Raw genomic sequence first — 26,075 nt, 5'->3', positions numbered from 1 at the left:
AAGTTGCCACCATATGAGGGTGGCAACTTTTATTTGTTGATATAATTTTACGTCCTAATGTTGGAGAAGTAATCAATCACGAATTCACGGAATTGCTGAGCTGTTTTTGATAAGTAGCGTTTTTTTGACCAACTTAATCCGATGGTTCGCTGACAATTGGGTTCAATAATACGCAACTTGCTTGATGCTAAAGTAGAGTTTTTTAATAAAGTTAAACTTGGAACAAAAGCGATGCCGAGACCTTGCTTAATGAGGTCGCTAATCACGGTCGGTTCATCTACTTCAAAAGCAATATGCGGAGTGAAACCAGCTTCTTTGCAAAATTCATCCGTTAAGTGTCGAAATCCATAGCCAGTGTTCATACTAATAAACGGTTCGTTTTTTACTTCATGCAGGTGGATATTTTTTCGGCCTGATAAACGATGGCCTGAAGGGACGACTAAGAAAATTTCTTCTGTAATAAGTGGTTCCCAAACAATCTCCTCACCTTCAATTGGCACAGAGGAGATACAAAAGTCAATTTCTATATTATCTAGTTGTCGTTTCATAGAAGGAGTGGATGCAAGAAATTGTTGGAATCGAACGTTAGGATGTTCTAGTAAAAAAGAGCCAAGTAGTTCTGGTAGTATTCTTGGAATAGAAACGGCCAGTGTAATAGAGCTTTGTTGTAATTCTGCTAAATCTTTAATTTCTCGTTGCCCTTCACTTAATTCATGAAAAATACGTTCTACTCGTTTTAAAAATACTTTTCCGAAAGAATTTAAAGTAATCTGTCGGCCTTGGCGATCAAATAAAGGGACTCCTAAATCCTTTTCGAGTCTAGCAATTGTTTTGCTGAGTGAAGGTTGTGCGATATGCAATTCTTCAGCTGCCTTTGTCATGTGTTCTAGTCGTGCAACTGTCTGAAAGTATTTTAACTGGAGCAGTTCCATTTCGAGTCTCCTTTCTATAGACCAAAAGGAATGAATTAATAATTAAAGATGTATTATACAGTATGGAAAGTGACGTGTATAGTAAATCTGTTAAACCATTCGAAGGGTGTTAAATTAGAAGAGGAGTATGTTTCATGAAGGGAATTAAACTTATATTTAAAGATTGGAAAGCGATGTGGCACCATAAACATGGACGTATCGCTTTAATTTTTTTATTAATCGTTCCATTAATTTATTCAGGATTCTTTTTAGCTGGGTATTGGGATCCGTACGGAAAATTAGATAAATTACCTGTTGCAGTTGTGAACTTAGATAAGGGGGCTGCGATGGATGAGAAAACAATTCATGCAGGAGACGATTTTGTAAAAAATTTAAAGGAGAATAAAGAACTGGCTTTTCATTTCGTATCAGAAAAAAATGCTGATGAAGGGTTAAAAGAAGATAAATATTATATGGTTGTTACGATTCCAGAGAATTTCTCTAAAAAGGTAAGTACACTTATGGATGAGAAACCAGAGCCGGCAAAGTTGCAGTACAAAGTTAATCCAGGTAAAAACTTTGTAGCGGCTCAAATTGGAACGACAGCTGTTGAAAATATGAAAACAAAAATCTCAAATAGTATTACGAAATCTTATACAGAAGGTGTCTTTTCAAAGTTTCAAGATTTGGCACAAGGATTGAGTGATGCAAGTAATGGTGCTGAGAAGTTACAGGAAGGAACGAACGATGCAAAAAATGGAGCGAATCAGCTTGCGGATGGTATTGATCGTTTAAGTAATGGGACATCGAAATTGAAAGAAGGAAGTGACAAGCTTGCATCCAGTCAATCTGCTTTAACCGGGGGAGCAAATGAGCTGAGTCAAGGAGCGACATCACTTCATAGTGGTATGGAATTACTAGCACAAGGTGAAAAAACGTTACAATCAGGAATTAGTGAATTAAGTGCTGGTACAAATGAATGGGTGAGCGGAAGTGAGAAGCTTGCTGAAGGGCAAGCGAAAGCGGACAATGCGGCAAATAGTGTAAAACAACAATTAGAAGAGTACGTGAAAAATCATCCAGAAGTGCAGCAAGATCCCGCTTTTCAAAAAATTGTTGCTACGTCTAATGGACTAACTAAAGCAACAAGTACTTTAAATAATAGCCAACAACAATTGACACAAGGTGCGAAGAAGCTAACTGATGGTCAACATAAGATTGAAGAAGGCATGAATACATTCGGATTTAAGTTAAATGAAGCTACTGCTGGAACGAAAAAGATAGCAGATGGTGCATCGAATTTGGCTGATGGATTTATGAAGTGGGGAAATGGATTTACATCCCTGCAAGAAGGTGTAAATCAGCTTGCGAGTGGTGGAACGGAGCTGAATAACGGTGCTAGTAAATTAACAAATGGACTTGTTAAACTTGATGATGGTGCGAAAGAACTTTCTACGAAATTAGGAGAGGGCGCAGAGAAGATAGCGGATGTTCGTAATGATGATGCACGCAATACGATGTTCTCAGAGCCAGTTCAGTTAGTGAAGTCAACAGTTTCTGACGTTCCTAACTACGGTTCAGGCATTGCACCATATTTCTTATCACTTGCATTTTATGTTGGCGGAATTATGGCATCGAATATTTTACCTCTTGGCCGCAGACAAAACATGAAGGTAAGCGGAACGGTACATTTTATCAATAAACTAGGATTGGTATATTTAATTGGACTCATTCAAGCGCTACTCGTAGATGTAGTTGTGCTAGGAGTTATGAAATTAGAAGTTGCAAGTGTGCCACTTTTTGTTTTATCAAGTATTGTTATTTCCTTTACGTTCATGACATTTATTCTTATGTTAGTAACAGTATTTGGTCTTGTTGGAAAATTCTTAGCGGTAACGCTTCTTGTCCTGCAATTAGCGACGAGCGGAGGTACTTTCCCAGGAGAATTAAACATAGCTGTTCTTAGCAAAATTGGACAGTTTCTCCCAATGTCTCATTCTCTTAGAGGATTACAAGATGTTATTTCTTTAGGAGATTGGTCGCAATTACAAATGCAAATTTTAATATTGTTATGTTATCTCGTTGTTGCCGGTGGAATTGCTTGGATCACGAGCCATATACAGCATAGAGAAACGAATGCAGAACAAGTTTCTTAAAATGAAATAAGCTATCCGATTTTTTCGGATAGCTTATTTTTTATTTGCGTTCCATTACTGCAAAGTAATTATTTTCATTATCAGCAAAGTTGAATGCTCTACCAGTAGGTAAATCTACAACCTGTCCAACTGTGACATTTTTCTCAGAAAGATCTTTATATAGACGGTCTAAGTCATTTGAGAAGAACATAAGTGAAGGTGTATTTAGGTTTAGTTCAGGTTGCATCTTCGCGATTAACGCTTTATCGTGAAGGACGATGCTTGTTCCTGCTTCTTTCGCCGGTGCAATTTCAATCCAGCGGAATCCGTTTCCGTTATTTTCTTCCGCAATGATTTGGAACCCTACTTTTTCTGTCCAAAATTGTACTGTTTCGTCTTGGTTATTTACATATAGCATAATTTGTCCAACTTGATTAATCATAGGTGTCTCTCGCTTTCTTTTTATATGCGTATTATTATATCAAATATATGGCTTGAATAGTTTTTTATGATTTTTTCGTAATACAACCTTCGTCCATTTCATCTTTGTTGTAGGAGAAGGCCCTGTAATCCAAGTATGAAATGGTATTGTGCTACAAATGACCATTGTTGAAATAGAGATAATGGCCGTTAACACAAATAGTAATAGGGCATATAATATAGTATTTTCTTGCAGTGTGAATAAGGAAAGAAGTTTTGTGCATAGTTGCAAGAAGAATAAATGAGCTAAATAAGCACCATACGTGTAATTACCAATGAAACGTAACGTTTTATATAAGAAACCACGACGCTGTACTATCATAATAGATAACACATACAGTATGATAATTTCGCATACGATATATAAAAACATAGATGGTTTTAAATAGGTAGAAACAGTTAAATGAATAGAGTTTGCTCCGTAAAAACTAAACAACTCATAATTGATGAATAAAAATAAGATGAAAAATAATATTGTTATAAGCGGGATATGTTTCATGACGAATAGACGCCAAGTTTTTAGTGCTACAGCGGCAATGCCGCCCATAACGAAATAGAATGAGTAGAATAGAAATGATCGATCTGTATAATGTAAAATTGTTGAACTTGTTAATTTTTCTCCATTAAAAATATAGTGAGAAGAGAACCACATTAATAGAAAATATAGGCAAGCGAAAAAGGTCATATATTTATATATGTCTTTTTTATTTTCTGTTCGTTTTTGAAACCAATAAAAAAGTGTGCATAGTAAAGGGAACAATAAGTGAATTTGGAACATCATAATAACGTACCAAAGATGGGGAGCGGCTGTTCCGAGTAATAAACTTTTTATTCCACTTTGTAACGTAATAAGATCATTTGTTGTTAATAAGTAAAGAATAGACCAAAAGAAATAAGGAATGAGTAAGTGTATCGCTTTTTCGAAAATATATTCTTTATATACTAATTGCTTTGTATAGTGACGAATTAAGTGAAATCCAACGATAAATATGAATGCTGGTGCTGAGAATTTTGCAAGATTAAATAGCATGCCCATAATGAGGGATTGCTCAAGTAAGACATTTCCTTGATTCATTGTATATAATAAAGAACTTTGCAAAACGACAGCGAGAAATGCAATGCTTTGCAAAACTTTAAATTCTGGTGCGCTTTGAGTCATTAGATCCATCTCCTTTTCCATACATGATTATAGTACGGAGAATGGATAAGAGGTGTGGAATATTTGTGAAGGTTTTAACAAATTTGTGGCGGAATGGATTAACAACAAAGAAAGAGGATGCTCAAAACGAGCATCCTCTTTCTATTTATTAAGCAAATTTGTTTTTAATCCAGTTCTTACCTTCTACAAGGCGAGCTGTCATTACGGCACAAGCGTTATCTGCTGTTACGTTTAACATCGTTGCAGGAGGATCAATGATTGTACTGATTGCTGCGATAATTGGCAATGCTTCTGGCGGGAAGCCATATAAAGAAACGATTAACATTTCACCAATCATACCGCCGCCTGGAATAGCGCCCATTACTGTCCCTACTAATAGAGAAACAACAAGTGCGATTGCTAATGTTTTCGGTCCTTCGAATTCCATGTTGAAAATACCGAATAAGAAAGCAATTTTTAATACGCCGCCTAAAACAGAGCCATCTTTATGAAGAGTAGAACCAAGAAGGACAACTGTTTCACGAACGTCTGAAGAAATACCCATTTTCTTTGTTGCTTCTAAGTTTGCTGGAATACTTGCGGCACTACTACAAGTTGCAAGTGATGTAACTGTAGGAGAGACCATGTTCTTCCAAAATACTTGTACACCTTGTTTGCGACCTGCAAGGTATGCATAGAATGTGAAGAATACAAAGAAATAAATGAGAGAAGCAGGATAGTATACCATTGCTGCTCGGAAGTAAGTTCCAAGAAGTTGTGGTCCGAATTCGCCAACTAATGCTGCGAAGTAAGCAGCAAGTCCGATTGGAGCGTAGTACATAATGAAAGATACAACCTTCATTGAAATCTCTGCACCAGCTTGTAGGAATGTAGCAAATGGCTTTCCTTTTTCGCCAACTGCTGAAGTTGCAATCCCCATTAAGATAGAGAAGAAAATAAGAGCTAACATATTTTCACGAGATAGTAACTTCGAGAAGTCAGATACTGTTAAAATACCGACGATTTGATCTGCAACACTAACAGCTTTGCCGGCTTTGTCAGGTTGTGTTAGTTCTAGTACAACACCTTGTGCTGGCGGGAATACTTTCACGACAATAATCATAAAAATAGCAGCTAAAATACTTGTAAATAAGAAAGTCCCAGCCATACTAGACATAATTTTACCGAAACGTTTTAATCCATCCATATTAGCAATAGACGATGCGATGCTAAAGAACACTAGAGGTACAACAATCGTAAACATTAAGTTTAAGAAAATGTCACCAAGCGGCTTTAAAGCAACTGCATCGGCACCCATGAAATAACCAATGAAACCACCAATTAGGATAGAAGATAATAAAATAAGTGGAAAGCGATATGCCTTCATAAATATATCCTCCTATCAATTAAAAAAATCATACTGAATCATTATAGCGAGTTAGGGGCCCCTTTACTAGGAGAATACGGATAAATGGAATAGCGTGAAAATCAAGAAATTTTTGTTTTTAAGCTCGGCATACAGCAGGAAATCTAGACATATATATTTGTAACCTAGTGGTGGCAAGGAGTGCACCATAACTTAGGTAGAGAAAAAGGGGGAGGGAAGCGGGATGAATATTTTACTTTGCTGTGCAGCGGGAATGTCTTCCAGTTTGATTGTTACAAAGATGGAGAAAGCAGCAGAGGCAAGAGGGATAGAAGTAACAATCTGGGCAGTATCAGGTTCTGAAGTGAATAGTCATATTGATAAAGCTGATGTCCTTTTACTTGGACCGCAAGTACGTTATTTATTACCGAAAATGAAAGAACTATGTAAGGATAAAGGGATACCTGTTGATGTCATTCAATCTGTTCATTACGGACTTTGTAATGGAGAAGCTATCTTGCAAGCAGCTTTGTTAATGAAACCATGAGGAGAGTGGGATAGATGATACGGTTTTTAGAGAAGTATGTGATGCCGGTAGCAGGGAAGGTTGCAGAGCAGAGGCATTTACAAGCAATTCGAGATGGAATTATTTTAACGATGCCTTTCTTAATTATTGGATCATTTTTCCTCATTATTAGTGCACTGCCGATACCGGGATATAACGATTTTATGGCAGGTTTGTTTGGGGAGAATTGGCAGCGAGCTTTAGGGTATCCAGTTAGTGCAACTTTTAATATAATGGCTTTAATAGCTGTTTTTGGAATCGCTTACAGACTTGGAGAGTATTATAAAGTAGATGCTTTAGCATCCGGGGCATTGTCGCTTGTGACGTTTTTACTTGCGACTCCATTTCAAGTTGCATATATTATACCAAGTACAAAAGAAAGTGTACTTGTAGAAGGCGCTATCCCAGCTGCATTAATGGGAAGCCAAGGGTTATTTGTAGCAATGATTATTGCACTTATATCTACTGAACTTTATCGGTTTATTGTACAAAAAAAGATAATTATAAAGATGCCAGAGACAGTTCCACCAGCTGTCACGCGTTCATTTGCAGCACTTGTTCCAGGATTTATTGTTGTAACAGTTATTTGGATTTTACGCTTAATTATAGAAAATACTTCTTTTGGCAGTATCCATAATATTGTAGGACAAATTTTACAGGAACCGCTTAGTGTACTTGGTGCTAGTCTTTGGGGCGCAATAATAGCAGTTATTCTCGTTCATGTTCTTTGGTCTTGTGGAATTCATGGTGCTACTATTGTTGGTGGTGTAATGAGCCCCGTTTGGTTGTCGTTAATGGATCAAAACCGAGTTGCTTTTCAAGCTGGGCAAGATGTACCAAATACGATTACGGCACAGTTTTTTGATTTATGGATTTATATGGGCGGTTCTGGTGCAACGCTTGCTCTAGTTGTCGGAATGTTACTATTTGCACGAAGTCAACAATTAAAAAGTTTAGGGAGATTGTCAATTGCACCTGGTATATTTAATATTAATGAGATGGTAACTTTTGGTATGCCGATTGTGATGAACCCACTTTTACTAATTCCATTTATATTAGTTCCAGTCGTCCTAACGATTGTTTCTTACTTTGCAATGGAATGGGGATGGGTCGCACGTCCGAGTGGGGCCGCTGTACCTTGGACGACACCTATTCTTTTTAGTGGATATTTAGGATCGGGCGGGAAAATTTCAGGTGTTATTTTGCAACTTGTTAACTTTGCGCTAGCATTCTTCATTTATTTACCGTTCTTAAAAATATGGGATAAACAAAAACTGGCAGAAGAAAAGGGGGAGTAAAGAACTAAAATGGATACGATAGAGACGAAAGCTTTTCATTTAATCTTGCATGGGGGAAACGCGAGAAGTTGTTCAATGGAAGCAATTGATTGTGCGAAGCGTGGGGAGTTTACAGAGGCTGAAGCTAAATTACAAGAAGCACTAGATGAATTAAAAGAGGCGCACCGTGTACAAACGGAGCTTATCCAGAAAGAAGCTGGTGGTGAAAAGACCGAAGTTACTCTTTTAATGGTACACGCGCAAGACCATTTAATGAATGCAATTACGGTGAAAGAATTAGCGAGTGAGTTTGTAGAGTTATATAGGAAGATGTCGGTGGATGAATGAACCTTGCTTATGCAAGGTTTTTTTATTTCACTAAATAGTGGGTTAAAATAATGAATTATTTTTCATTGAAAAAGTTTTTTTAGTGTTTTTTCATATTAAACACAACTAGACGACTAAACACTAATCTATTTTCATACAGTTATGTGTTAAAAGCGTGTTGTTTTATAACACACTGTGTGTTTTTTGGACGACACACTAATTGAAAGCGTTAACACACAAAGAAAATGCTCGAAAAAGCACTGATTTTAGTGGTTTTAAAAAGTTGGCACGCTAATTGCATTAATAAATAGCGTAAAGAAAAATAAATAAACATAAATTTTTTATACTACACAAGGGGGATTTTCAAATGAATATTTTATTATGTTGTTCAGCAGGGATGTCTACAAGTTTACTAGTTACAAAAATGGAAGCGGCTGCAAAAGTTCGCGGTCTAGAAGGAAAGATTTGGGCTGTATCTGGGGATGCAGTAAAAAACAATATCGACCAAGCAGATGTGTTATTACTAGGACCACAGGTTCGTTACATGCTCTCTTCAATGAAAACGCTTGCTGACGAGAAAAATGTTGGAATCGACGTTATCAATCCAATGCACTACGGCATGATGAATGGAGAAGCAGTTTTAGATCACGCATTAACACTTAAAAAATAATTAGGGGGGAAGCGAAATGCAAAAGTTTATTGCATTTATGGAGAAATATATTGTTCCTGTCGCTGGTAAAATCGGATCGCAACGTCACTTAGCTGCGATCCGTGACGGATTTATTGCAGTTATGCCACTTATTTTAGTTGGTGCACTGGCATCACTAATTAATGGTTTTCCATCTGAAGTTTTCCAAGATTTCATGAAAGGTTTGTTTGGTGAAACGTGGAAACAAGTCGGCGGCGGAATGTGGACTGGTTCTTTCGCGATTCTAGCACTAATCATAGCATTTACAACAAGTTATAACTTAGCAAAATCTTACGGCGTTGATGGTTTGTCAGCAGGTATTATTTCATTTGGTGCGTTAATTATTCTTACACCAACAACACCGAAAGAAGGCGGATTGAACTTAGCTTGGACAGGTGCACAAGGGTTATTCGTAGCAATTATTGTGGCACTCCTTGTTACTGAAGTATTCCGTTTCTTTGTACAAAGAAACATTACTTTTAAAATGCCTGATGGAGTACCACCAGCAGTTTTAAGATCTTTCGCAGCTATAGTTCCAGCATTTGTTATCTTAACAGTAGTTGCAGGTATTCAATTAGCAGTGAAATTATCTGGTACAAGTGTTCATGAATTTATTTTTAATACGATTCAATCACCACTGCAAAGTTTAGCAGGGACATTACCAAGTGCAATTATCATTGTAATCCTTGTTCATCTTCTTTGGTTCTTCGGTTTACATGGGCCAAATATCGTTGGTGGTATTATTGAGCCATTATACTTACCGGCATTAGAGAAAAATATGAATTTATTTAAAGGTGGTACATCTGCATTTGATGTTCCAAATATTATTACAAAACCATTCTTTGATACTTTCGTATACCTTGGTGGTTCTGGTGCGACATTAGCATTCTTAGTAGTGGTATTACTCGTAGCAAAAAGTGCACAATTACGTGGTGTATCTCGCTTATCAATTGGACCTGGTGCATTTAACATTAACGAACCAGTAATATTTGGTACACCAATTATTTTAAATCCAATTTTATTCTTACCTTTTATCCTAACACCAATTGTATTAGTAATTACTTCTTATACAGCTATATCTATGGGGTGGGTACCAAAAACAGTTGTGATGATTCCATGGGCAACACCACCAATTATTAGTGGTTATCTTGTAACAGGTGGACATATTTCTGGTGCAATTCTACAGTTATTCAACTTTGTAATTGCAATGGTAATTTATTATCCATTCGTTGTGTTATGTGACCGTTCAGTTGTTCGTACTGAAAAAGCAGCAGCACAAGGAAATAATAACTCTGTACCTATGTAACATAGTAATTGTTCTCACAGATAACACTATCTGTGAGAACAATCACCTTTATATCATGTTCAAAAAGATGAAATCCATCTACAAGAACACCAAACTATCATTCATAAAATAATAATGTAATAGAAATGTTCAAACTGAAGGGGTATGTAAATCGGTTGAACCATAATAGAGAGGGCGGTAATTATGATGACTACAGCAGAACAAATTCCATTCCAATTGATTTTAAATAGTGGTAACGCACGAAGCTTTGCGATGGAGGCACTTCAATTTGCCAAACAGGGGAAAATGGTAGAAGCAGATGAAGCGATGGTAAAGGCAAAAGAAGCGATTAATGAAGCGCATCATTTCCAAACAGAGCTCATACAATCAGAAGCAAGAGGAGAAAAAACAGAGGTTAGTGTTCTTTTAATTCACGCACAAGATCATTTAATGAATGCGATTACAGTGAAAGAATTAGCAGCAGAGTTTATCGATCTTTATAAAAAGCTTGAAGCGAAAGGGGAATAAAGCATGACTGGAATTAAAATTGCTACAATCGGCGGTGGATCTAGTTATACACCAGAGTTAATTGAAGGATTTATTAAGCGTTATGATGAGCTTCCTGTTCGTGAAATTTGGTTAGTAGATATTGAGGCAGGAAAAGAAAAGTTAGAAATCGTTGGTAACTTAGCAAAACGTATGGTGAAAAAATCAGGTTTACCAATCGAGGTACATTTAACACTTGATCGCCGTGAGGCATTAAAAGATGCTGACTTCGTAACAACACAACTTCGCGTTGGTTTATTAGAAGCACGTGCAAAAGATGAAGCAATCCCGTTAAAATATGATGTAATCGGTCAGGAAACAAATGGTCCTGGTGGTCTATTCAAAGCGTTGAGAACGATTCCTGTTATTTTAGATATTTGTAAAGATATGGAGGAGCTCTGTCCGAATGCATGGTTAATTAACTTTGCAAATCCAGCTGGTATGGTAACAGAGGCTGTCCTTCGTTATACAAATATTCAAAGAGTAGTTGGTCTATGTAACGTTCCAATCGGAATCCGCATGGGTCTTGCAAGATTACTTGAAGTAGATGCAAGTCGTGTCCACGTTGATTTCGCAGGTTTAAATCATATGGTATACGGACTAGATGTATACTTAGATGGCGTAAGTGTAATGGATCGTGTGTTAGAGCTTGTGACAGATCCAGAAAAGCAAATTACGATGGAAAATATCGCAGCGCTTAACTGGGAACCAGACTTTATTCGCGGCCTTCGTGCAATTCCATGTCCATACCATCGTTACTACTACAAAACACGTGAAATGTTAGAAGAAGAGAAAGAGGCTTCTGTTGAAAAAGGTACACGTGCAGAAGTAGTAAAACAATTAGAAAATGATTTATTTGAGTTATATAAAGACCCGAACTTAGATATTAAACCACCACAATTAGAAAAACGTGGCGGAGCTTATTATAGTGATGCAGCATGTAGCTTAATTACGTCTATTTACAATAATAAAGGTGATATCCAGCCTGTTAATACACGAAACAACGGAACAATTGCAAGCTTACCACATGATTCAGCTGTTGAAGTGAACTGTATTATTACGAAAGAAGGCCCAAAACCAATTGCAGTTGGAGATCTTCCAGTACCAGTTCGCGGTTTAGTACAACAAATTAAATCATTCGAGCGCACAACAATTGAAGCTGCTGTTACAGGGGATTATCATAAGGCGCTGCTTGCTATGACAATCAATCCACTTGTACCATCAGATAAAGTTGCAAAACAAATTTTAGATGAAATGTTGGAAGCACATAAAGAGTATCTTCCACAGTTCTTTAAAAAGGTAGAGAAGTAAAAGCGGCGCTATTTAGCCCGCTTTTTTTATTCTATTAGGAGGTATTATGATGATTAAGTTAATTGTAAATGCAGATGATTTCGGTCTTACAGAAGGTACAAATTACGGCATTATTGATGGGCATATAAATGGACTTGTAAATTCAACGACGATGATGATGAATATGCCAGGAACAGAGCATGCGGTACGCTTAGCGAAAGAGTATAACCTACTCGGAGTAGGCGTACATCTCGTATTAACAGCAGGGGAACCACTTCTTGGAAACGTACCATCACTTGTAGGTAGCGACGGATTGTTTCATAAACAAAGTGTTGTAAGGGAAGGGAATATAAATCCAGAAGAAGTTGAGAGAGAGTGGACTGCTCAAATTGAGAAATTCCTATCTTACGGATTAACACCAACTCATTTAGATAGTCATCATCATGTACACGGATTACCGATCTTACACGATGTTCTTGAGAGATTAGCAGCTAAATATAATGTTCCAATTCGTCGTTGTGGGGAAGATAGAGCGGTGCATCCATTTTCTGATGTATTTTACAGTGACTTTTATGCGGATGGTGTGACGGAAGATTACTTTGTGAAGTTAAAAGAAAAAGTACAAGGTGAACAAACGGTAGAAATTATGGTTCATCCAGCTTATATTGATCCAGAGCTTGTGAAGCGTTCTTCTTACGTAATGGATCGTGTGAAGGAATTGCGTATTTTAACAGAGAGTGAGTTGCCTGAAGGGATAGAACTTGTGAAGTTTTAATAGAAAAACGACGGCTACATCATGCCGTCGTTTTTTATTTACAAAATGGATAGAATATATCCGCCAAAAGCTCCAAGTATAACGATAACCCAAGGCGGTGCTTTCCAAAAAGCTAGTAAGCAAAAAAGAAGCGAAGCGAAAACGAAATCTGAAGCATTTATAATTGTACTCGTCCAAATGGGATCGTAAAAAGCGGCAATTAAAATACCAACAACTGCGGCGTTAACACCAAGTAGTGCGCCTTGTATGAATGATATTTTTCTCACATTGTTCCAAAATGGTAAAACACCAATAACGAGTAAGAAAGCAGGGAGGAAAATCGCAATTGTTGCGATTATTGCCCCAAGCGTCCCGTTTAACACTGCTCCTATATAAGAGGCGAATGTAAATAGTGGTCCTGGTACTGCTTGTGTTAATCCGTATCCAGCTAGGAACTGTTCTTTCGTCATCATTCCGTTTTGTACGAACTCACCTTCAAGAAGGGGCAGCACGACGTGTCCTCCTCCAAATACAAGTGCGCCAGAGCGATAGAAACTGTCAAATAAAGCGATGTAATAAGAGAACGGTCTTAATATTGGTAGCAGTAGTAATAGTCCAAAGAATAAGACGAGGCAAGAAACTGCTATCTTTTTTGAAATAGGTACTCTTATATTTTGAGATTGGCTAATTGGTTGGTTGCGATATAAAAACCAACCGATAAAGCCACATATTATAATAAGGATGACTTGTGTCCAACTACTTGGCCATAATAAGGCGATTGCGGCAGTTACAATCGCAATCGTTGCACGATTTCGATCTGGAGTTAACTTTCGCGCCATTCCCCATATGGCATGAGCGACAATAGCGACTGCTACAAGTTTTAGTCCATGAATCCAGCCAGCACTTCCAAGATCGAACTGATTAAGGAATGAGGCGAAGAAAACCAAAACAAGCACAGACGGTAAAGTGAATCCAATCCATGAAATAATAGCTCCTAATAGACCGCCCCGTAATAATCCAACCCCCATACCGACTTGACTGCTGGCAGGACCGGGAAGGAATTGACATAGTGCTACTAAATCTCCATAGCTTCGTTCATCCATCCATTTTCTTTTTTGCACGTATTCGTGGTGGAAATAGCCGAGATGAGCGACAGGACCGCCGAATGAAGTAAGTCCTAATTTAAATGAGACGAGAAAAATCTCTAATAATGTATGAAAAGTGTATTTGTTAGTTTTCAATGGAACCTCCTATAATGTTTTTCTATGTGCATTATACAAGAGACTTTCAATCTACAGGAACAATCACAATGTAAAGATTTTGTGAATCTTTTCTTTGTAATTAAAATTGAAAAAGTCATAAATGATTATGTTTAAACCATAAAGTAGTAGAAGTAGTGCTGGGAAATTTATATAAGGAGAATGCCTTATGACAACACATTTCTTTGCCAGGTTAACAGGTAAGAGGGAAGTGCCTCCTGTAAATACAGAAGCTTTTGGGGTAGCAGAGTTTATTTTTAGTGATGATTTAACGAAATTGCATTACAGAGTAATACTAAAAAATATAGAAAAGGTTACATCTTGTCAAATTCATTTAGGGAAGTCTACTCAAATTGGTCCTGTTGTTTTATATTTGTATGGTCCACTGGAGCAAGGGATTAGCTTGAACGAGGGAAGTATTACTGGTGTAGTGAATGTAGAGGATTTTGAGGGACCTTTACAAGGGAAATCATTCGTACATTTACTTCAAGAAATTATTCAGGCAAATGTATATGTTAATGTCCATACGAAATCACAAAAAAGAGGAGAAATAAGAGGGCGAGTTAGAAAAGTAAAGAAATAGAGGCAAAGGCTGTCCATATGTTGGAACAGCCTTTTCTCATTATATAAGGTGCTAGTTTTAGCAATTATTGTCGGTAAATCGATATATTTTGAAAATCGCTGATATAATCTGAGTTGCGCCGATATATTTCAATAATCGCTGATATAACTCACGTTACGGTCGATATTTTTAAAAACGGCCTCGATTAATTTTTCACAGGCTGATTTTTAATAAAGAAGTCCATAACATAAAATACTTCGTCATCAGGTATTTGTATTTCAAATGTATTTTCAATTGGTTGCAACGCTTTTTTTACTTTCATATACATCCAGTACTCATCTTGTCTTCTTTTCTCTTTATCAGGGTGAGGAAGAAGGCTTTCTCCTTTTTGAAGACGGTCAACCATACAGCTCATATGCAGAATAACACCCATTAAGCTATCAGGAGTTAGCTGTAAGGAAATTAATTCCTGAATTGTATTTAATGCGTAACGAATTGTTTTGATAAGTAATGCTCCATCGTTACGCTGCATTTGTTGTTCAAGAATATCCGCCATTTTCGCATATGTTTCTTCATACGTAATTAATTCTTGAATTGGCTGAATCGCTGTGTAGTTTACGATGTCTTGGAAATGATATGTTAAGCATGGTACTTGCACATCGAAATTCGTGACGATACAAATGATGTTACGCTCTTTTTTTATGTTCTCAATCATTTTCGTTAAATCTTTTTCATGGACGATACTAATCGGAATAATTTCAATTAAGTCTTTATCAAATCGTAAATAGTTCTCTAACATTTTTTGAATAGCTAAAGCACTTCCTTCACCAGTTAAGCAAGCTGTTAAAATAACAGATTTCATTGGAGAGAGAGGTTTTTTCTTTTCTTCTTGTACGTTTAAGTAAAATGGTGTTAAATTTTTTACTGTTTCATACAGCGCATCTAATGAATAACCGAGCTGAGCTTTTCGAGCTGCTTCTAGTGCGTGTGGTGTGCTCGTCATCGAGAGAACACGTACAGGGATTTTGAACTCCGTTTCTAATATGTCACCGATATAAGCAAGTGACCCCATATCGACAAGTAAGAGAAGCCCATTTACATTTTGTAGTGTTTTCATATACACTTTCACACGTTCCAAGAAATCTTTCGGTGATTCGTGTAACGGCATATCAATACCGGTTACTTCCTCAATGCCGAGAAGTTCGTTTGCGACGTTTGCCATTTCAGTTGCGATGCCACTACCGTGTGCTAATATTAATACTTTTACTTCTGTTTGTGAGGCAGGAATTGGATCAACAACGAAGAACATTGTTAAAAAGCCAGCTTCATCAATAGGCATTGTTATTTGTAATTCTTCCTCCAGTAGTTGAATGCATTGCATAGCTACGGAAAAAGCTTCTTTATATTTCGTACGAATTTGATTTAATTGTGGGTGATGTATTTGTTTTCCGCTTTGTAAACGTTGTAGAGTTGTCTGTACATGTAAACTTAAAGCGAGAAATACTTTTTCATCAAACGTCTTAGATAAATGCTTTTCAGCAAGTTCCGCTATTTTTTCACATACGGAAACGATATTACGATCCACAATTTTAAAAACATTTTCATGGCTTGTTTTTTTTGATATTTGGTTAAAATATTGTACGAAAAAGCTTTGAACATCATTTTCTATTAGTAATTCTAATTCTTCCTCTTCAATACCACGTGCTTGAAGTTCTTCGTATTTATAATCAATATAATCGTAAATAGAAGAGCGTTTTTCATCTTCTGTTTTATGATTACTCCAACCTTCCTCACCTGTAAATACAAATGTTTCATTTGGTATTTGGTATAAGTGACGGCTCTTCCTTTCAATGAACAACCCTTCTTTCATATACCAAGGTAAATCTGTACTTGAAACATAGACAGAATCACGTTTCTTTGTGACCAAATCAGAATAGGCTTTCGCACAGGCAATTTGAACATCTGTTTTTAATTGACCAATGTTATTGGGACAATTGTAAAAGACGAAAGCACGCATTGCATTTGGGCTAACGTGAATGTCTTTTCCCAGACGAATTGCTTCATTTGTGAAAAATAGCTGTAGTAAAGCAAAGCGCTCTTTATGTGTACGCTCACGAAGTGGTGGCAGCGTAACAGTCATTGGTATACGTCTTGTAAATGTTTTTAATAAAAATGAATTTGGTTCTTCTGTTGTTGCAGTAATGATTAATACTTGTGCTTTACGTTCGTTCTCTGTTTCTCCAAGACGGCGGTATACTCCGCGGTCAATAAAGGTGAAAAGCATTTCTTGTCCCTCTGGAGGAAGGCGATGTACTTCATCTAAGAAAAGAATTCCTTCATGTGCTTTTTCAATTAACCCTTTTTGATCACTTGCCCCTGTATAAGCTCCTTTTTTAATCCCAAATAATTGCCCGAGTAGTAACTGTGGATTATTTGCATAATCAGCACAGTTAAATACGATAAATGGTGCATCTTTGGGAAGCTGTTCAACTTCAATTGCATATTCGTGCATTAAAGAAGCAAACATAGACTTTCCGACCCCTGTTTCTCCCAGTAGTAAAGTATGCATACCGTTTGGAGGATAGAGAATAGAAGCTTTCGCTTTTTCAATTGCAATTTTAAGGCTCGTATTTTCAATTGCAAATGTATCTAATGAAGTTATGTCTTTTGAATGCGTTTCCAACGAAGTGTTCGTTTCTATGTAAAAACGAACAGGTCGCGTATTTGTTTTTAATAAACGTTTATCTTTTACAAGTTTGTTTAAATCGCTACTTACATTGGCGCGATCTAGTTGCAAAAATGTAGCGAGTTCTGATGCGGTTACACCTTCTGTATAATTGCCTTTTTGTATTGCGTTAAAAATGAGATCTATTCGTTTCATTTCTATTCACCTCGAAACTTCATCACTATTTAAAATTTTACACAAAAATGGGAAGGGTGGGAAGAGAAAAATAAAACAGCTTTAGCACATAGGCGCTAAAGCTGTTACAATCTTGTGTCTTTCCAAAAATTCACCTTGAGATGAGAAGAAGGATTATAGGGAAGAAGTTTGTATCCTTGTGACTGTAAATAATCAATTACTTTTGGCAGTATTTGTACGGTTACACTCGAATCATGCATTAAAATGACTTCGACTTGTTCATCACTTTGATTACGTACTCTTTCGAGTATGGCAGAAGGATTGTCATAGCTTTTCCAGTCGTATGTATCGATCGTCCAATCCCACATTTTATACTGGGCCGATACAAGTGCGTCACGGTAATTCTTTTTTAAGTAAGGCATACTACCATATGGAACGCGAACGAGATGTGTATTTAATTTCGTAACTTGCTGGACAATGCTTTGTGTTTGCTCCATTTCTGCAATTAAAGTGGAAGGGTCACCAGTGTAAAGGCGTTTTACATCATGTGACATGCTGTGGAGCCCGATATAATGTCCTTCTTTAATTAATCGTTGCATCGTTTTTGTGTAATGTGGCACTTTTCCACCAATAACAAAGAAAGTTGCTTTTCCGTTCTTTTCTTTTAAGATGTTTAAAATTTGTGTAGTATATTTGTTTGGCCCGTCATCAAATGTTAAGTACGCAATTTTTTGTGTAGGAGAAGTTGTTTCAGTATTTGGATGATATTCAGCAGGAATAACAGTTGTTGCTTCAGTATTAGATGATACGTACATAGTAATCGTTAAAAATAAAATAATACATTGAAATACTCGCTTGATCATAACATTCACCCTCAGTTTGACAATCAAGATGTAAAAAAGAAAACTTGATACTTTTCTTATTATGTATATCTTTCTCCAATAGAGGAACTCTCAAACAATCTATATTTTGGAAATATAAAATGAGAATAAAAAATAGCATCCTCTTATAAGAAAGAGGATGCTATTTGAATATTTCATAATTGAAAAGGCTATACTACAATTAGTCTTCGCGTTTTTTCACTTTTTTATAAAAGGAAATGATTGGTTTGTAGCGTTCATGTACAAGCCCGATTATTTCAGCGATGATTTCTGTGAAGAAAATCAAAGCGAAAAGAAGAATAATGGATAACCATAACGTTGCACTAGTGAAAATAATGGCATTTACACTAAAGAAAATACCGAATGCGTATATAATTAGTACCGTTTTGCGATGAGAGAATCCCATTGCAAGTAAGCGGTGATGTAAATGCGATTTATCTGGTGCTGAAATAGGTTTTTTATTTACGATACGACGGATGATTGCAAATATCGTATCAAATATAGGTACACCTAAAATGATAATTGGAACGATAAAACTGAATAACGTTACACTTTTGTATAATCCAAGTAACGATATAACAGAAATACAGTATCCTAAAAATAGTGCTCCTGTATCTCCCATGAAAATTTTTGCTGGATGGAAGTTGTAGAATAAAAATCCAATTGTACTTGCTAATATAATTAATGCAAGTGGCAAGATAATAGCTGTTCCAGTACCCCATGGGCTAGTGAAGGCCATATATGCTAGCGTTGCAAGTACGATAGATGAAATCCCAGCAGATAATCCATCTAAGCCGTCAATTAAGTTGATTGCATTCGTAATACCTACAAGCCAAAATACTGTAATTGGATAAGCAAGCCATCCAAGTTCAGTATCCCCAAGGAATGGGATATATAATACTTGCACTAATAATCCACTTTTTACAATCATAATGGCAACTAACAGTTGTCCACCGAATTTTACTCTCGCAGATAACTCGTACATATCATCTAAAATTCCGATGATTACAATGATAATCGCACCTAGCGTTATCGATAACATTCTTTGTTCATATAAGCCGCCGACAACAAATCCTACAGCTACACCAATAAATATTGCCAACCCGCCAAGACGTGGCATAATCTTTTGGTGCACTTTACGTGCGTTTGGCTTATCTGTCGCTCCTATTTTAAAAGCTAATTTAATAACTAAAGGAGTAACGACGAGTACAGTGATGAATGATGCCAAAATGGCATAAATCACTTGTGAGTCCATTAATACCCCACCCTTTATAGTCTAACGTAATTTTTTTTTTGAAAATATATTTATCTGAAAATTATGATGTTTATTTACAGGCTCATAACATATGGTATCACAAAAAGATTAGAATTCAATCTTTTTTTCTTTTTACGGTTAATGGAAGCGGATAGAATATATGACAATTGTATATAGAATGTTGAATCATATAAGAAGGTTAATCGTACTGGGCTTTGGAATGTAACATTTCCTCTTTTTCTTCAATAGTGAATACTTTTATTTCAGTATTATAAGTGTTGCACGTAGAAATGAGTAAGTTTCATGTTAAAATGTGGGAATTTATCACGCGTGACCTGGCAGCCTGATTCTCACTGATTAAGTTTTACTTTATAGTGCATTTAATTTTACAAAAACTTAAAAAAAAGTAAGGGAAGTAATTCATATAATGAAGAAGGAAAAGGGTTTTCTCATTTTTAATATGAGAGGGGGAAGCGCAGGGAGAATTCTAATTTTCATATCTTTTCTATTGTAAATTCCTGTGCGAAAAGGAAATGAAAATTACGATAGTAGGTACTGGATATGTTGGATTGATTACAGGAGTAGGATTGGAAAAATTAGGGCATTCAGTTACATGTTTTGATATAGATGATGAAAAAATTGAACGGATAAAACAAGGGGATTTACCTATTTATGAGGCCAGATTACATGAATTAATAAATTATGCATATGAGAATAATGCTTTAACTTTTACATCAAATAAAGAAGAGGCATTTGATGATGTAGAGTTTATATTTATTGCAGTTGGAACACCACCTTTATTAGATGGGACGGCAGATTTAACGTATATTCAGAGTGCTTGTAACGATATTGGATTATATGCGACGAACGATATTATTGTTGTTACGAAAAGTACAGTTCCAGTAGGCACAAATGATGTAATGAAGGGATGGATTGAGGAGAAGTTAAAAGAGAGGCATACAGTACATATCGTATCGAATCCAGAGTTTTTGCGTGAGGGTTCAGGTATTTATGATTTCTTTCATGGAGATCGTATTGTAATTGGAGCGGATAGTAAGGAAGTAGCAAGAAGAGTAGAGAGTTTGTATAGTCAATTATGCTTAGAAACGTATGTTACAGATATTAAAAGTGCGGAGATGATTAAATACGCGTCGAACGCCTTTTTAGCTACAAAGATTAGTTTCATTAATGAAATTTCAAATATATGTGAGAAGGTAGGCGCGAATGTATTGGATGTTGCCAAAGGGATGGGAATGGATAAGAGAATCGGTGCATCTTTTTTAAATGCGGGCATTGGCTACGGAGGGTCGTGTTTTCCGAAAGATACGAAAGCACTGGTACAAATTGCGGGAAATGTTGCTCATGATTTTCGTTTGTTAAAAGCAGTTATTGAAGTAAATAATAAGCAACAGCTGCTATTGATTGAAAAAGCGAAAAAAGTTATGAACATGAATAAAAAGCGGATTGCAGTTCTTGGCGCATCCTTTAAACCGAATACGGATGATATTAGAGAGGCATCATCTCTTATTATAATAGAAGCATTAATTAATATAGGTGCAGATATTGTTCTTTATGACCCAAAAGCAATTCAATATGTAAAGAATATATTTGGAGATGCTATACAATATAGTAGATGTATAGATGAATCGATTAGAGATGCGAGTGCGGTTTTTATCGTAACAGAATGGGGAGATATTCAAACTTATCCGTTAGAAAAGTACGTACAACTTATGAGGGAGCCTATTTTATTTGATGGGAGAAATTGTTATACTGATGAAGATGTTAAGAAACAAAAGATAGATTATTACTCGGTGGGAAGAAAAAGTATTTGTAATAGAAAAGTTTCTGTTATGCGTTAAAAAGGGATGTACTCATGCATATTTTTATATGTCATAATAGAAGCTGTAATTAGTGAAAGAAAAGAGGCAATCACATGACTGAACGTTTAAAAGTAATGACAATTTTCGGGACACGTCCAGAAGCAATTAAAATGGCACCTCTTGTATTAGAGTTGCAAAAACACCCAGAAAAAATTGAATCGATTGTGACTGTAACAGCACAACATCGCCAAATGTTAGATCAAGTATTAAGTATCTTTGGAATTACGCCAGATTTCGATTTAAATATTATGAAAGACCGCCAAACTTTAATTGATGTTACAACGCGTGGTTTAGAAGGTTTGGATAAAGTAATGAAAGAAGCGAAGCCGGATATTGTACTTGTACATGGTGATACAACAACAACATTTATTGCAAGTTTAGCTGCTTTTTATAATCAAATTCCAGTAGGTCATGTTGAGGCGGGCCTTCGTACGTGGGATAAGTATTCTCCATACCCAGAAGAGATGAATCGTCAATTAACAGGTGTAATGGCGGATCTTCATTTCTCACCGACAGCAAAATCAGCAACGAACTTACAGAAGGAAAATAAAGATGAGTCACGTATTTTCATCACAGGAAATACAGCGATTGACGCGCTACAAACGACTGTAAAAGAAACATATAGTCATCCTGTACTAGAGAAACTTGGAAATGATCGTCTTGTACTTATGACAGCTCACCGCCGTGAAAACTTAGGTGAACCGATGCGTAATATGTTCCGTGCAATTAAGCGTCTTGTTGACAAACATGAAGATGTACAAGTTGTGTACCCTGTTCATATGAACCCTGTTGTTCGTGAAATAGCAAATGAAATTTTAGGTGAACATAACCGTATTCATTTAATTGAGCCGCTAGATGTAATTGATTTCCACAATGTTGCAGCTCGTTCATACTTAATGTTAACGGATTCTGGTGGTGTACAAGAAGAAGCTCCATCACTTGGTGTACCAGTTCTTGTTCTTCGTGATACAACAGAGCGCCCTGAAGGTATTGAAGCAGGTACGCTGAAATTAGCAGGAACAGACGAAGAGACAATCTTTGGTCTTGCTGATGAGCTGTTATCAGATAAAGAAGCTCATGATAAGATGGCGAAAGCATCTAACCCTTACGGTGATGGTCGTGCATCAGAGCGTATTGTAGAAGCAATTTTACAGCACTTTAATAAGTAAATAAAAAAGGCCCAATCGCATAGATTGGGCCTTTTTGTTACGGCTGATTGCGCATAATCCACTCTGCATGAGCATTTGTAGAAGGTGGCGGATCAGTTGGTGTTTTATTTTGGTTTGTTGCTTTTTTTGTTTGTTCGTTAGAATTAGAATTTGAATCAGGACTTGAGTTGTTTTTTGTAGTTGGTTTTTTTGCTTTTTCTCCTAATTCTTTTTCAATTTCGTTACGCACCGTTTCTACACTGATTGGATCTGGAAGGAAGTAATAAATACCGCCTATCTTTTTGTCTTCGCCTTCAAGCTTTAACGTTTGCATTGTAGAAGGATCAAATCCAGAAAGTTTATTGTAAAGAGCAAGTCCGTCTGAAATAGGAATGTCGGTTTTTATATATTTTCCAACGACAGCTGTTAAATCTTTAATTTTAAATACAGTAGAGGTGGAGTTTAGCTTTTGGGCAACAGCGGCCAGTAATTGTCTTTGTCTAGCAGCTCGACCATAATCGCCATTTGGATCTTGCTTTCGCATACGGACATAAGCAAGTGCTTCTTCACCGTTTAAGTTTTGCTGTCCTTGCTTAAATTGAATTTTTTTGTAGTAATCCACGTCAGAGCGCTCCCAGAAATCGAAGGGTACGTCAACGGTAACACCGCCAACAGCATCAACGATACCTTTAAAGCCTTGGAAATCAATTTTAATATAATGGTCTACAGGAACTTTTAGAAAACCTTCTACAGTTTTGATTGCCATTTCCTCTCCACCGTAAGCATGGGCGGCATTAATTTTGTCTTCTTTTCCCTTTCCGACAATCGGAACGCGGCTATCACGAGGAATGCTCATAAGCGAAATCTTTTTAGTTTTCGGATTGACTGTTGCAAACATTAATGAGTCTGTACGACCATTTTGACCATCTGTCGCATAATCTTCTATACCCATAATGAGAATTGTAAAAGGTTCCTTTGTAATTTCTACATCTTCGTTTCTTAAATCCGATTTTTCACGAGTAAAACCACTATACATCCCCATAAGAGAAGAGTAAGAATTTAACACATAAACTCCTATGCTGCCAAATAAAAATGCGAAAATAAGGAAGAAGAAAAGTTTCCTTCTTCGCTTCTTTTTTATTCTGCTATTTTGGAGATGATAATAACGTTCTTCCATATATAATCTCCTTAGTTCGTTAGTTCATTTGTAGGGAAGTAATTCACTACATTAATCTTTGAAGGTGATAAATGGGTTATTCTTAGATAACATCTTGTTCTAAGTACAACATATCTCCTTCTGTAATTGTACATTTCCCGTTTGTTAATTCAATCATCCAATCTGTAAATGCTTGTTTGCCGTCTTCTTCTACATACGTATCAAATGTGACATTTTCTAGATAATGAATATCTTTAATGGCATATTTTGAATTGCGTAATTCATTTTCCACTTTGCCAAGTAATGTGTAATCAATCTCGGTTTGCATCACACGCATTAGTTTTCGCTGGACAACACCGACATGATTAATGCCTTCGCTTGTACACTTTCCATATGCACGAATTAATCCACCTGCGCCAAGTTTAATGCCACCAAAATAGCGTGTTATGACGACGACGGTATCTTTTAGTCCGCGTTTTTTTAGTACCTCTAACATTGGTACGCCAGCTGTACCACTAGGCTCACCGTCATCATTTGCCTTTTGAATATGATCTTGTTCGCCAATTAAATAAGCGGAACAATTATGTGTTGCATTCCAATGTTGTTTTTTTATTTTTTGTATAAATTCTTGAGCCTCTTCCTCAGTTGTTGCTCGGCTAATATAACAAATAAATCTTGATTTTTGAATGACGATTTCGTGTTCGCCGTAGTCTTTGATTGTAAAATATTGTAATAGCACTTGTGTACGCCCCTATCTATCAAAATGACTAGTACTTTCCATTTTAAAAGCGAGCCTTTTTATATTCAAACATTTTTTCTAAATATGCTGAAGTTTTTGGTGAGTATTTTATCTTTTTGTTGTAATTTGTCGAGATGGTAGGTATAATTTCAACCGGCATTTTCATGTATGGATGCACCATTTGTAGTTTTCGTGTAAAATTAGGAAATAAAACTTTTTATAAGGCAGGTACGAAAATGAAAATAGCTATTGTTACTGATAGTACGGCATATATACCGAAGCAAATTCGTGATGAACTCAATATATATATGATTCCATTAAACGTTGTGTTTGGAACAGAATCTTATCAAGAAGAAGCTGAAATTTCAGCAGATGATTTTTATGTGAAAGTACGTGAACAAGAGGAACTTCCAAAAACTTCTCAACCAGCAATCGGAAAGTTTGTTGAGCTATATGAAGAACTAGCTAAAGATTATGATGCAGTTATTAGTATTCACCTATCAAGTGGAATTAGTGGTACATATCAAACATCAACAACAGCTGGACAGATGGTAGAAGGTATTGATGTATACACGTATGACTCTGAAATTAGTTGTGAAGTACAAGGATTTTATGTGCGTGAAGGTGCAAAGTTAGCAAGTGAAGGAAAGAACCCAAAAGAAATTATCGCTCGTTTTGATGAAATGAAGAAAACGATGGACGCCTATTTTGTAGTTGATGATTTACATCATTTACAACGTGGTGGTCGATTAAATAGCGCGCAAGCTTTCATCGGCAGTCTGTTACAAGTGAAGCCAGTTTTATATTTTAGAGATAAAATCATTATTCCGTTTGAAAAGATTCGTACACGTAAAAAAGCATTAAAACGTATCATTGAAATTTTTGATGAGCAAGCAAGTAAAGGTGTACCTATGGAAGCAGTTATCATTCATGCACAACGTGAAGAAGAAGCGAATGAATGGAAGAAAGAATTAGAAGCAAAATATCCTCACGTCACAATTCGTACAGGTTATTTTGGAGCTGTAATTGGTACGCACTTAGGTGAAGGTGCATTAGGTCTTGGATGGTATACGAAGTAATAAAGATATAAAAAGCTCTCTTTTTAAGAGGGTTTTTTTACGGGTATGTTACGTTTAGTTGACAAGTTAATATTTGGAAATGGTAAAATGTACGTAAAATAAAATAATGAGGAAAGTTTTATAACTTACTTTTTACAAGAAACTATATTATAATAGAAGAGAGGTGAAACATATGGAGCATAATTCTTGTTTATGTCCAAAGTTTGAGTCAGCTTTTACTCTGCTTAGTAAGAAGTGGACTGGCTTAATTATTAAATCTTTGCTTGAAGAGTCGAAACGTTTTAGAGAAATCGCAGATATTATCCCAAATATGAGCGATCGTATGTTGTCAGAGCGTTTAAAGGAATTGGAAAGCGAGGGCATTGTAGTTCGTAATGTCTATCCAGAAGTACCAGTTCGAATAGAGTATGGCTTAACTGACAAGGGAAAAGCGTTAGAAAGTGTTATGGATGAGGTCCAAAATTGGGCTGAGAAATGGATGAAGTAGTATTTCA

General features: G+C 36.4%; 24 protein-coding genes. 14 read left to right on the top strand and 10 right to left on the bottom strand.

What is annotated here, in order from left to right; translation table 11 throughout:
- Positions 1-47: 47 nt before the first annotated feature.
- The gene (locus tag BHV55_RS25950; RefSeq protein WP_000421940.1) at positions 48-932 is read right to left on the bottom strand and encodes a LysR family transcriptional regulator; all 885 of its coding nucleotides are present in this window, start codon (positions 930-932) and stop codon (positions 48-50) included.
- 134 nt (positions 933-1,066) lie between these two features.
- Between BHV55_RS25950 and BHV55_RS25945 the strand changes: the two genes are divergently transcribed.
- On the top strand, positions 1,067-3,067 hold the full coding sequence (locus BHV55_RS25945) for a YhgE/Pip domain-containing protein (RefSeq protein WP_070757679.1): 2,001 nt from the start codon (positions 1,067-1,069) through the stop codon (positions 3,065-3,067).
- Positions 3,068-3,107: 40 nt separating this feature from the next.
- Here BHV55_RS25945 and BHV55_RS25940 read toward each other — a convergent pair whose 3' ends face one another.
- From BHV55_RS25940 to BHV55_RS25930, 3 genes are all read right to left on the bottom strand, one after another.
- Positions 3,108-3,488: a VOC family protein gene (locus BHV55_RS25940; protein WP_000610162.1), complete on the bottom strand. Its 381-nt coding sequence runs from the start codon at positions 3,486-3,488 to the stop codon at positions 3,108-3,110.
- A 39-nt stretch (positions 3,489-3,527) separates the two neighbouring features.
- The gene (locus BHV55_RS25935) at positions 3,528-4,685 is read right to left on the bottom strand and encodes an acyltransferase (RefSeq protein ID WP_070757681.1); all 1,158 of its coding nucleotides are present in this window, start codon (positions 4,683-4,685) and stop codon (positions 3,528-3,530) included.
- 148 nt (positions 4,686-4,833) lie between these two features.
- Entirely contained in the window at positions 4,834-6,051 is a 1,218-nt protein-coding gene (locus BHV55_RS25930; protein WP_000649376.1) for a dicarboxylate/amino acid:cation symporter, read from the bottom strand.
- Between the two features lie 223 nt (positions 6,052-6,274).
- On the opposite strand from BHV55_RS25930, the gene BHV55_RS25925 reads away from it, so the two are divergent.
- From BHV55_RS25925 to chbG, 8 genes are all read left to right on the top strand, one after another.
- Complete coding sequence (locus tag BHV55_RS25925; protein ID WP_001023554.1) at positions 6,275-6,577, top strand: PTS sugar transporter subunit IIB; 303 nt, start codon at positions 6,275-6,277, stop codon at positions 6,575-6,577.
- Positions 6,578-6,591: 14 nt separating this feature from the next.
- On the top strand, positions 6,592-7,893 hold the full coding sequence (gene celB / locus BHV55_RS25920; RefSeq protein ID WP_000617782.1) for a PTS cellobiose transporter subunit IIC: 1,302 nt from the start codon (positions 6,592-6,594) through the stop codon (positions 7,891-7,893).
- 9 nt (positions 7,894-7,902) lie between these two features.
- Complete coding sequence (locus tag BHV55_RS25915) at positions 7,903-8,220, top strand: PTS sugar transporter subunit IIA (RefSeq protein WP_000379632.1); 318 nt, start codon at positions 7,903-7,905, stop codon at positions 8,218-8,220.
- Positions 8,221-8,566: 346 nt separating this feature from the next.
- Complete coding sequence (locus tag BHV55_RS25910) at positions 8,567-8,869, top strand: PTS sugar transporter subunit IIB (protein WP_070757683.1); 303 nt, start codon at positions 8,567-8,569, stop codon at positions 8,867-8,869.
- A gap of 16 nt (positions 8,870-8,885) precedes the next feature.
- Positions 8,886-10,193 (top strand): PTS cellobiose transporter subunit IIC, encoded by a 1,308-nt coding sequence (gene celB, locus BHV55_RS25905; RefSeq protein WP_001168836.1) that lies wholly within the window; start codon positions 8,886-8,888, stop codon positions 10,191-10,193.
- Positions 10,194-10,376: 183 nt separating this feature from the next.
- The gene (locus BHV55_RS25900) at positions 10,377-10,700 is read left to right on the top strand and encodes a PTS lactose/cellobiose transporter subunit IIA (RefSeq protein ID WP_000989059.1); all 324 of its coding nucleotides are present in this window, start codon (positions 10,377-10,379) and stop codon (positions 10,698-10,700) included.
- Positions 10,701-10,703: 3 nt separating this feature from the next.
- Positions 10,704-12,029: a 6-phospho-beta-glucosidase gene (celF, locus tag BHV55_RS25895; protein WP_000145762.1), complete on the top strand. Its 1,326-nt coding sequence runs from the start codon at positions 10,704-10,706 to the stop codon at positions 12,027-12,029.
- A 49-nt stretch (positions 12,030-12,078) separates the two neighbouring features.
- Positions 12,079-12,783 (top strand): chitin disaccharide deacetylase, encoded by a 705-nt coding sequence (gene chbG, locus BHV55_RS25890; protein WP_000593491.1) that lies wholly within the window; start codon positions 12,079-12,081, stop codon positions 12,781-12,783.
- A gap of 38 nt (positions 12,784-12,821) precedes the next feature.
- Here the strand turns inward: chbG and BHV55_RS25885 are convergent, their stop codons facing one another.
- Complete coding sequence (locus BHV55_RS25885; RefSeq protein WP_000856213.1) at positions 12,822-14,003, bottom strand: chromate transporter; 1,182 nt, start codon at positions 14,001-14,003, stop codon at positions 12,822-12,824.
- Between the two features lie 187 nt (positions 14,004-14,190).
- Between BHV55_RS25885 and exsM the strand changes: the two genes are divergently transcribed.
- A complete protein-coding gene (gene exsM, locus BHV55_RS25880) occupies positions 14,191-14,604 on the top strand; it encodes an exosporium regulatory protein ExsM (protein ID WP_000207046.1) in 414 nt (137 codons plus the stop codon).
- 184 nt (positions 14,605-14,788) lie between these two features.
- Here the strand turns inward: exsM and BHV55_RS25875 are convergent, their stop codons facing one another.
- From BHV55_RS25875 to BHV55_RS25865, 3 genes are all read right to left on the bottom strand, one after another.
- The gene (locus tag BHV55_RS25875) at positions 14,789-17,464 is read right to left on the bottom strand and encodes a sigma-54-dependent transcriptional regulator (protein WP_070757685.1); all 2,676 of its coding nucleotides are present in this window, start codon (positions 17,462-17,464) and stop codon (positions 14,789-14,791) included.
- A 104-nt stretch (positions 17,465-17,568) separates the two neighbouring features.
- Positions 17,569-18,306 (bottom strand): polysaccharide deacetylase family protein, encoded by a 738-nt coding sequence (locus BHV55_RS25870; protein WP_000597152.1) that lies wholly within the window; start codon positions 18,304-18,306, stop codon positions 17,569-17,571.
- 199 nt (positions 18,307-18,505) lie between these two features.
- On the bottom strand, positions 18,506-19,579 hold the full coding sequence (locus tag BHV55_RS25865; RefSeq protein WP_000378319.1) for a glycosyltransferase family 4 protein: 1,074 nt from the start codon (positions 19,577-19,579) through the stop codon (positions 18,506-18,508).
- Between the two features lie 533 nt (positions 19,580-20,112).
- Between BHV55_RS25865 and BHV55_RS25860 the strand changes: the two genes are divergently transcribed.
- Both BHV55_RS25860 and wecB read left to right on the top strand, forming a co-directional pair.
- On the top strand, positions 20,113-21,438 hold the full coding sequence (locus tag BHV55_RS25860) for a UDP-glucose dehydrogenase family protein (protein WP_070757688.1): 1,326 nt from the start codon (positions 20,113-20,115) through the stop codon (positions 21,436-21,438).
- A gap of 74 nt (positions 21,439-21,512) precedes the next feature.
- Positions 21,513-22,628: a non-hydrolyzing UDP-N-acetylglucosamine 2-epimerase gene (gene wecB / locus BHV55_RS25855; RefSeq protein ID WP_000140145.1), complete on the top strand. Its 1,116-nt coding sequence runs from the start codon at positions 21,513-21,515 to the stop codon at positions 22,626-22,628.
- Positions 22,629-22,665: 37 nt separating this feature from the next.
- On the opposite strand, the gene BHV55_RS25850 is transcribed toward wecB, so the two are convergent.
- A complete protein-coding gene (locus tag BHV55_RS25850) occupies positions 22,666-23,784 on the bottom strand; it encodes an LCP family protein (RefSeq protein ID WP_000392785.1) in 1,119 nt (372 codons plus the stop codon).
- A gap of 82 nt (positions 23,785-23,866) precedes the next feature.
- Positions 23,867-24,502: a YigZ family protein gene (locus BHV55_RS25845; protein ID WP_048568614.1), complete on the bottom strand. Its 636-nt coding sequence runs from the start codon at positions 24,500-24,502 to the stop codon at positions 23,867-23,869.
- 236 nt (positions 24,503-24,738) lie between these two features.
- Here BHV55_RS25845 and BHV55_RS25840 point away from each other — a divergent pair, with 236 nt between their 5' ends.
- A complete protein-coding gene (locus BHV55_RS25840) occupies positions 24,739-25,581 on the top strand; it encodes a DegV family protein (protein WP_000684725.1) in 843 nt (280 codons plus the stop codon).
- A 172-nt stretch (positions 25,582-25,753) separates the two neighbouring features.
- Positions 25,754-26,068 (top strand): winged helix-turn-helix transcriptional regulator, encoded by a 315-nt coding sequence (locus tag BHV55_RS25835; protein ID WP_000400857.1) that lies wholly within the window; start codon positions 25,754-25,756, stop codon positions 26,066-26,068.
- Positions 26,069-26,075: the final 7 nt, after the last annotated feature.

This window comes from Bacillus sp. RZ2MS9, from assembly GCF_001816185.2.
GTDB classification, from domain to species: domain Bacteria; phylum Bacillota; class Bacilli; order Bacillales; family Bacillaceae_G; genus Bacillus_A; species Bacillus_A cereus.
Note: the sequence above shows the minus strand (reverse complement) of the source record. Positions and strands in the feature narration are given on the sequence as shown.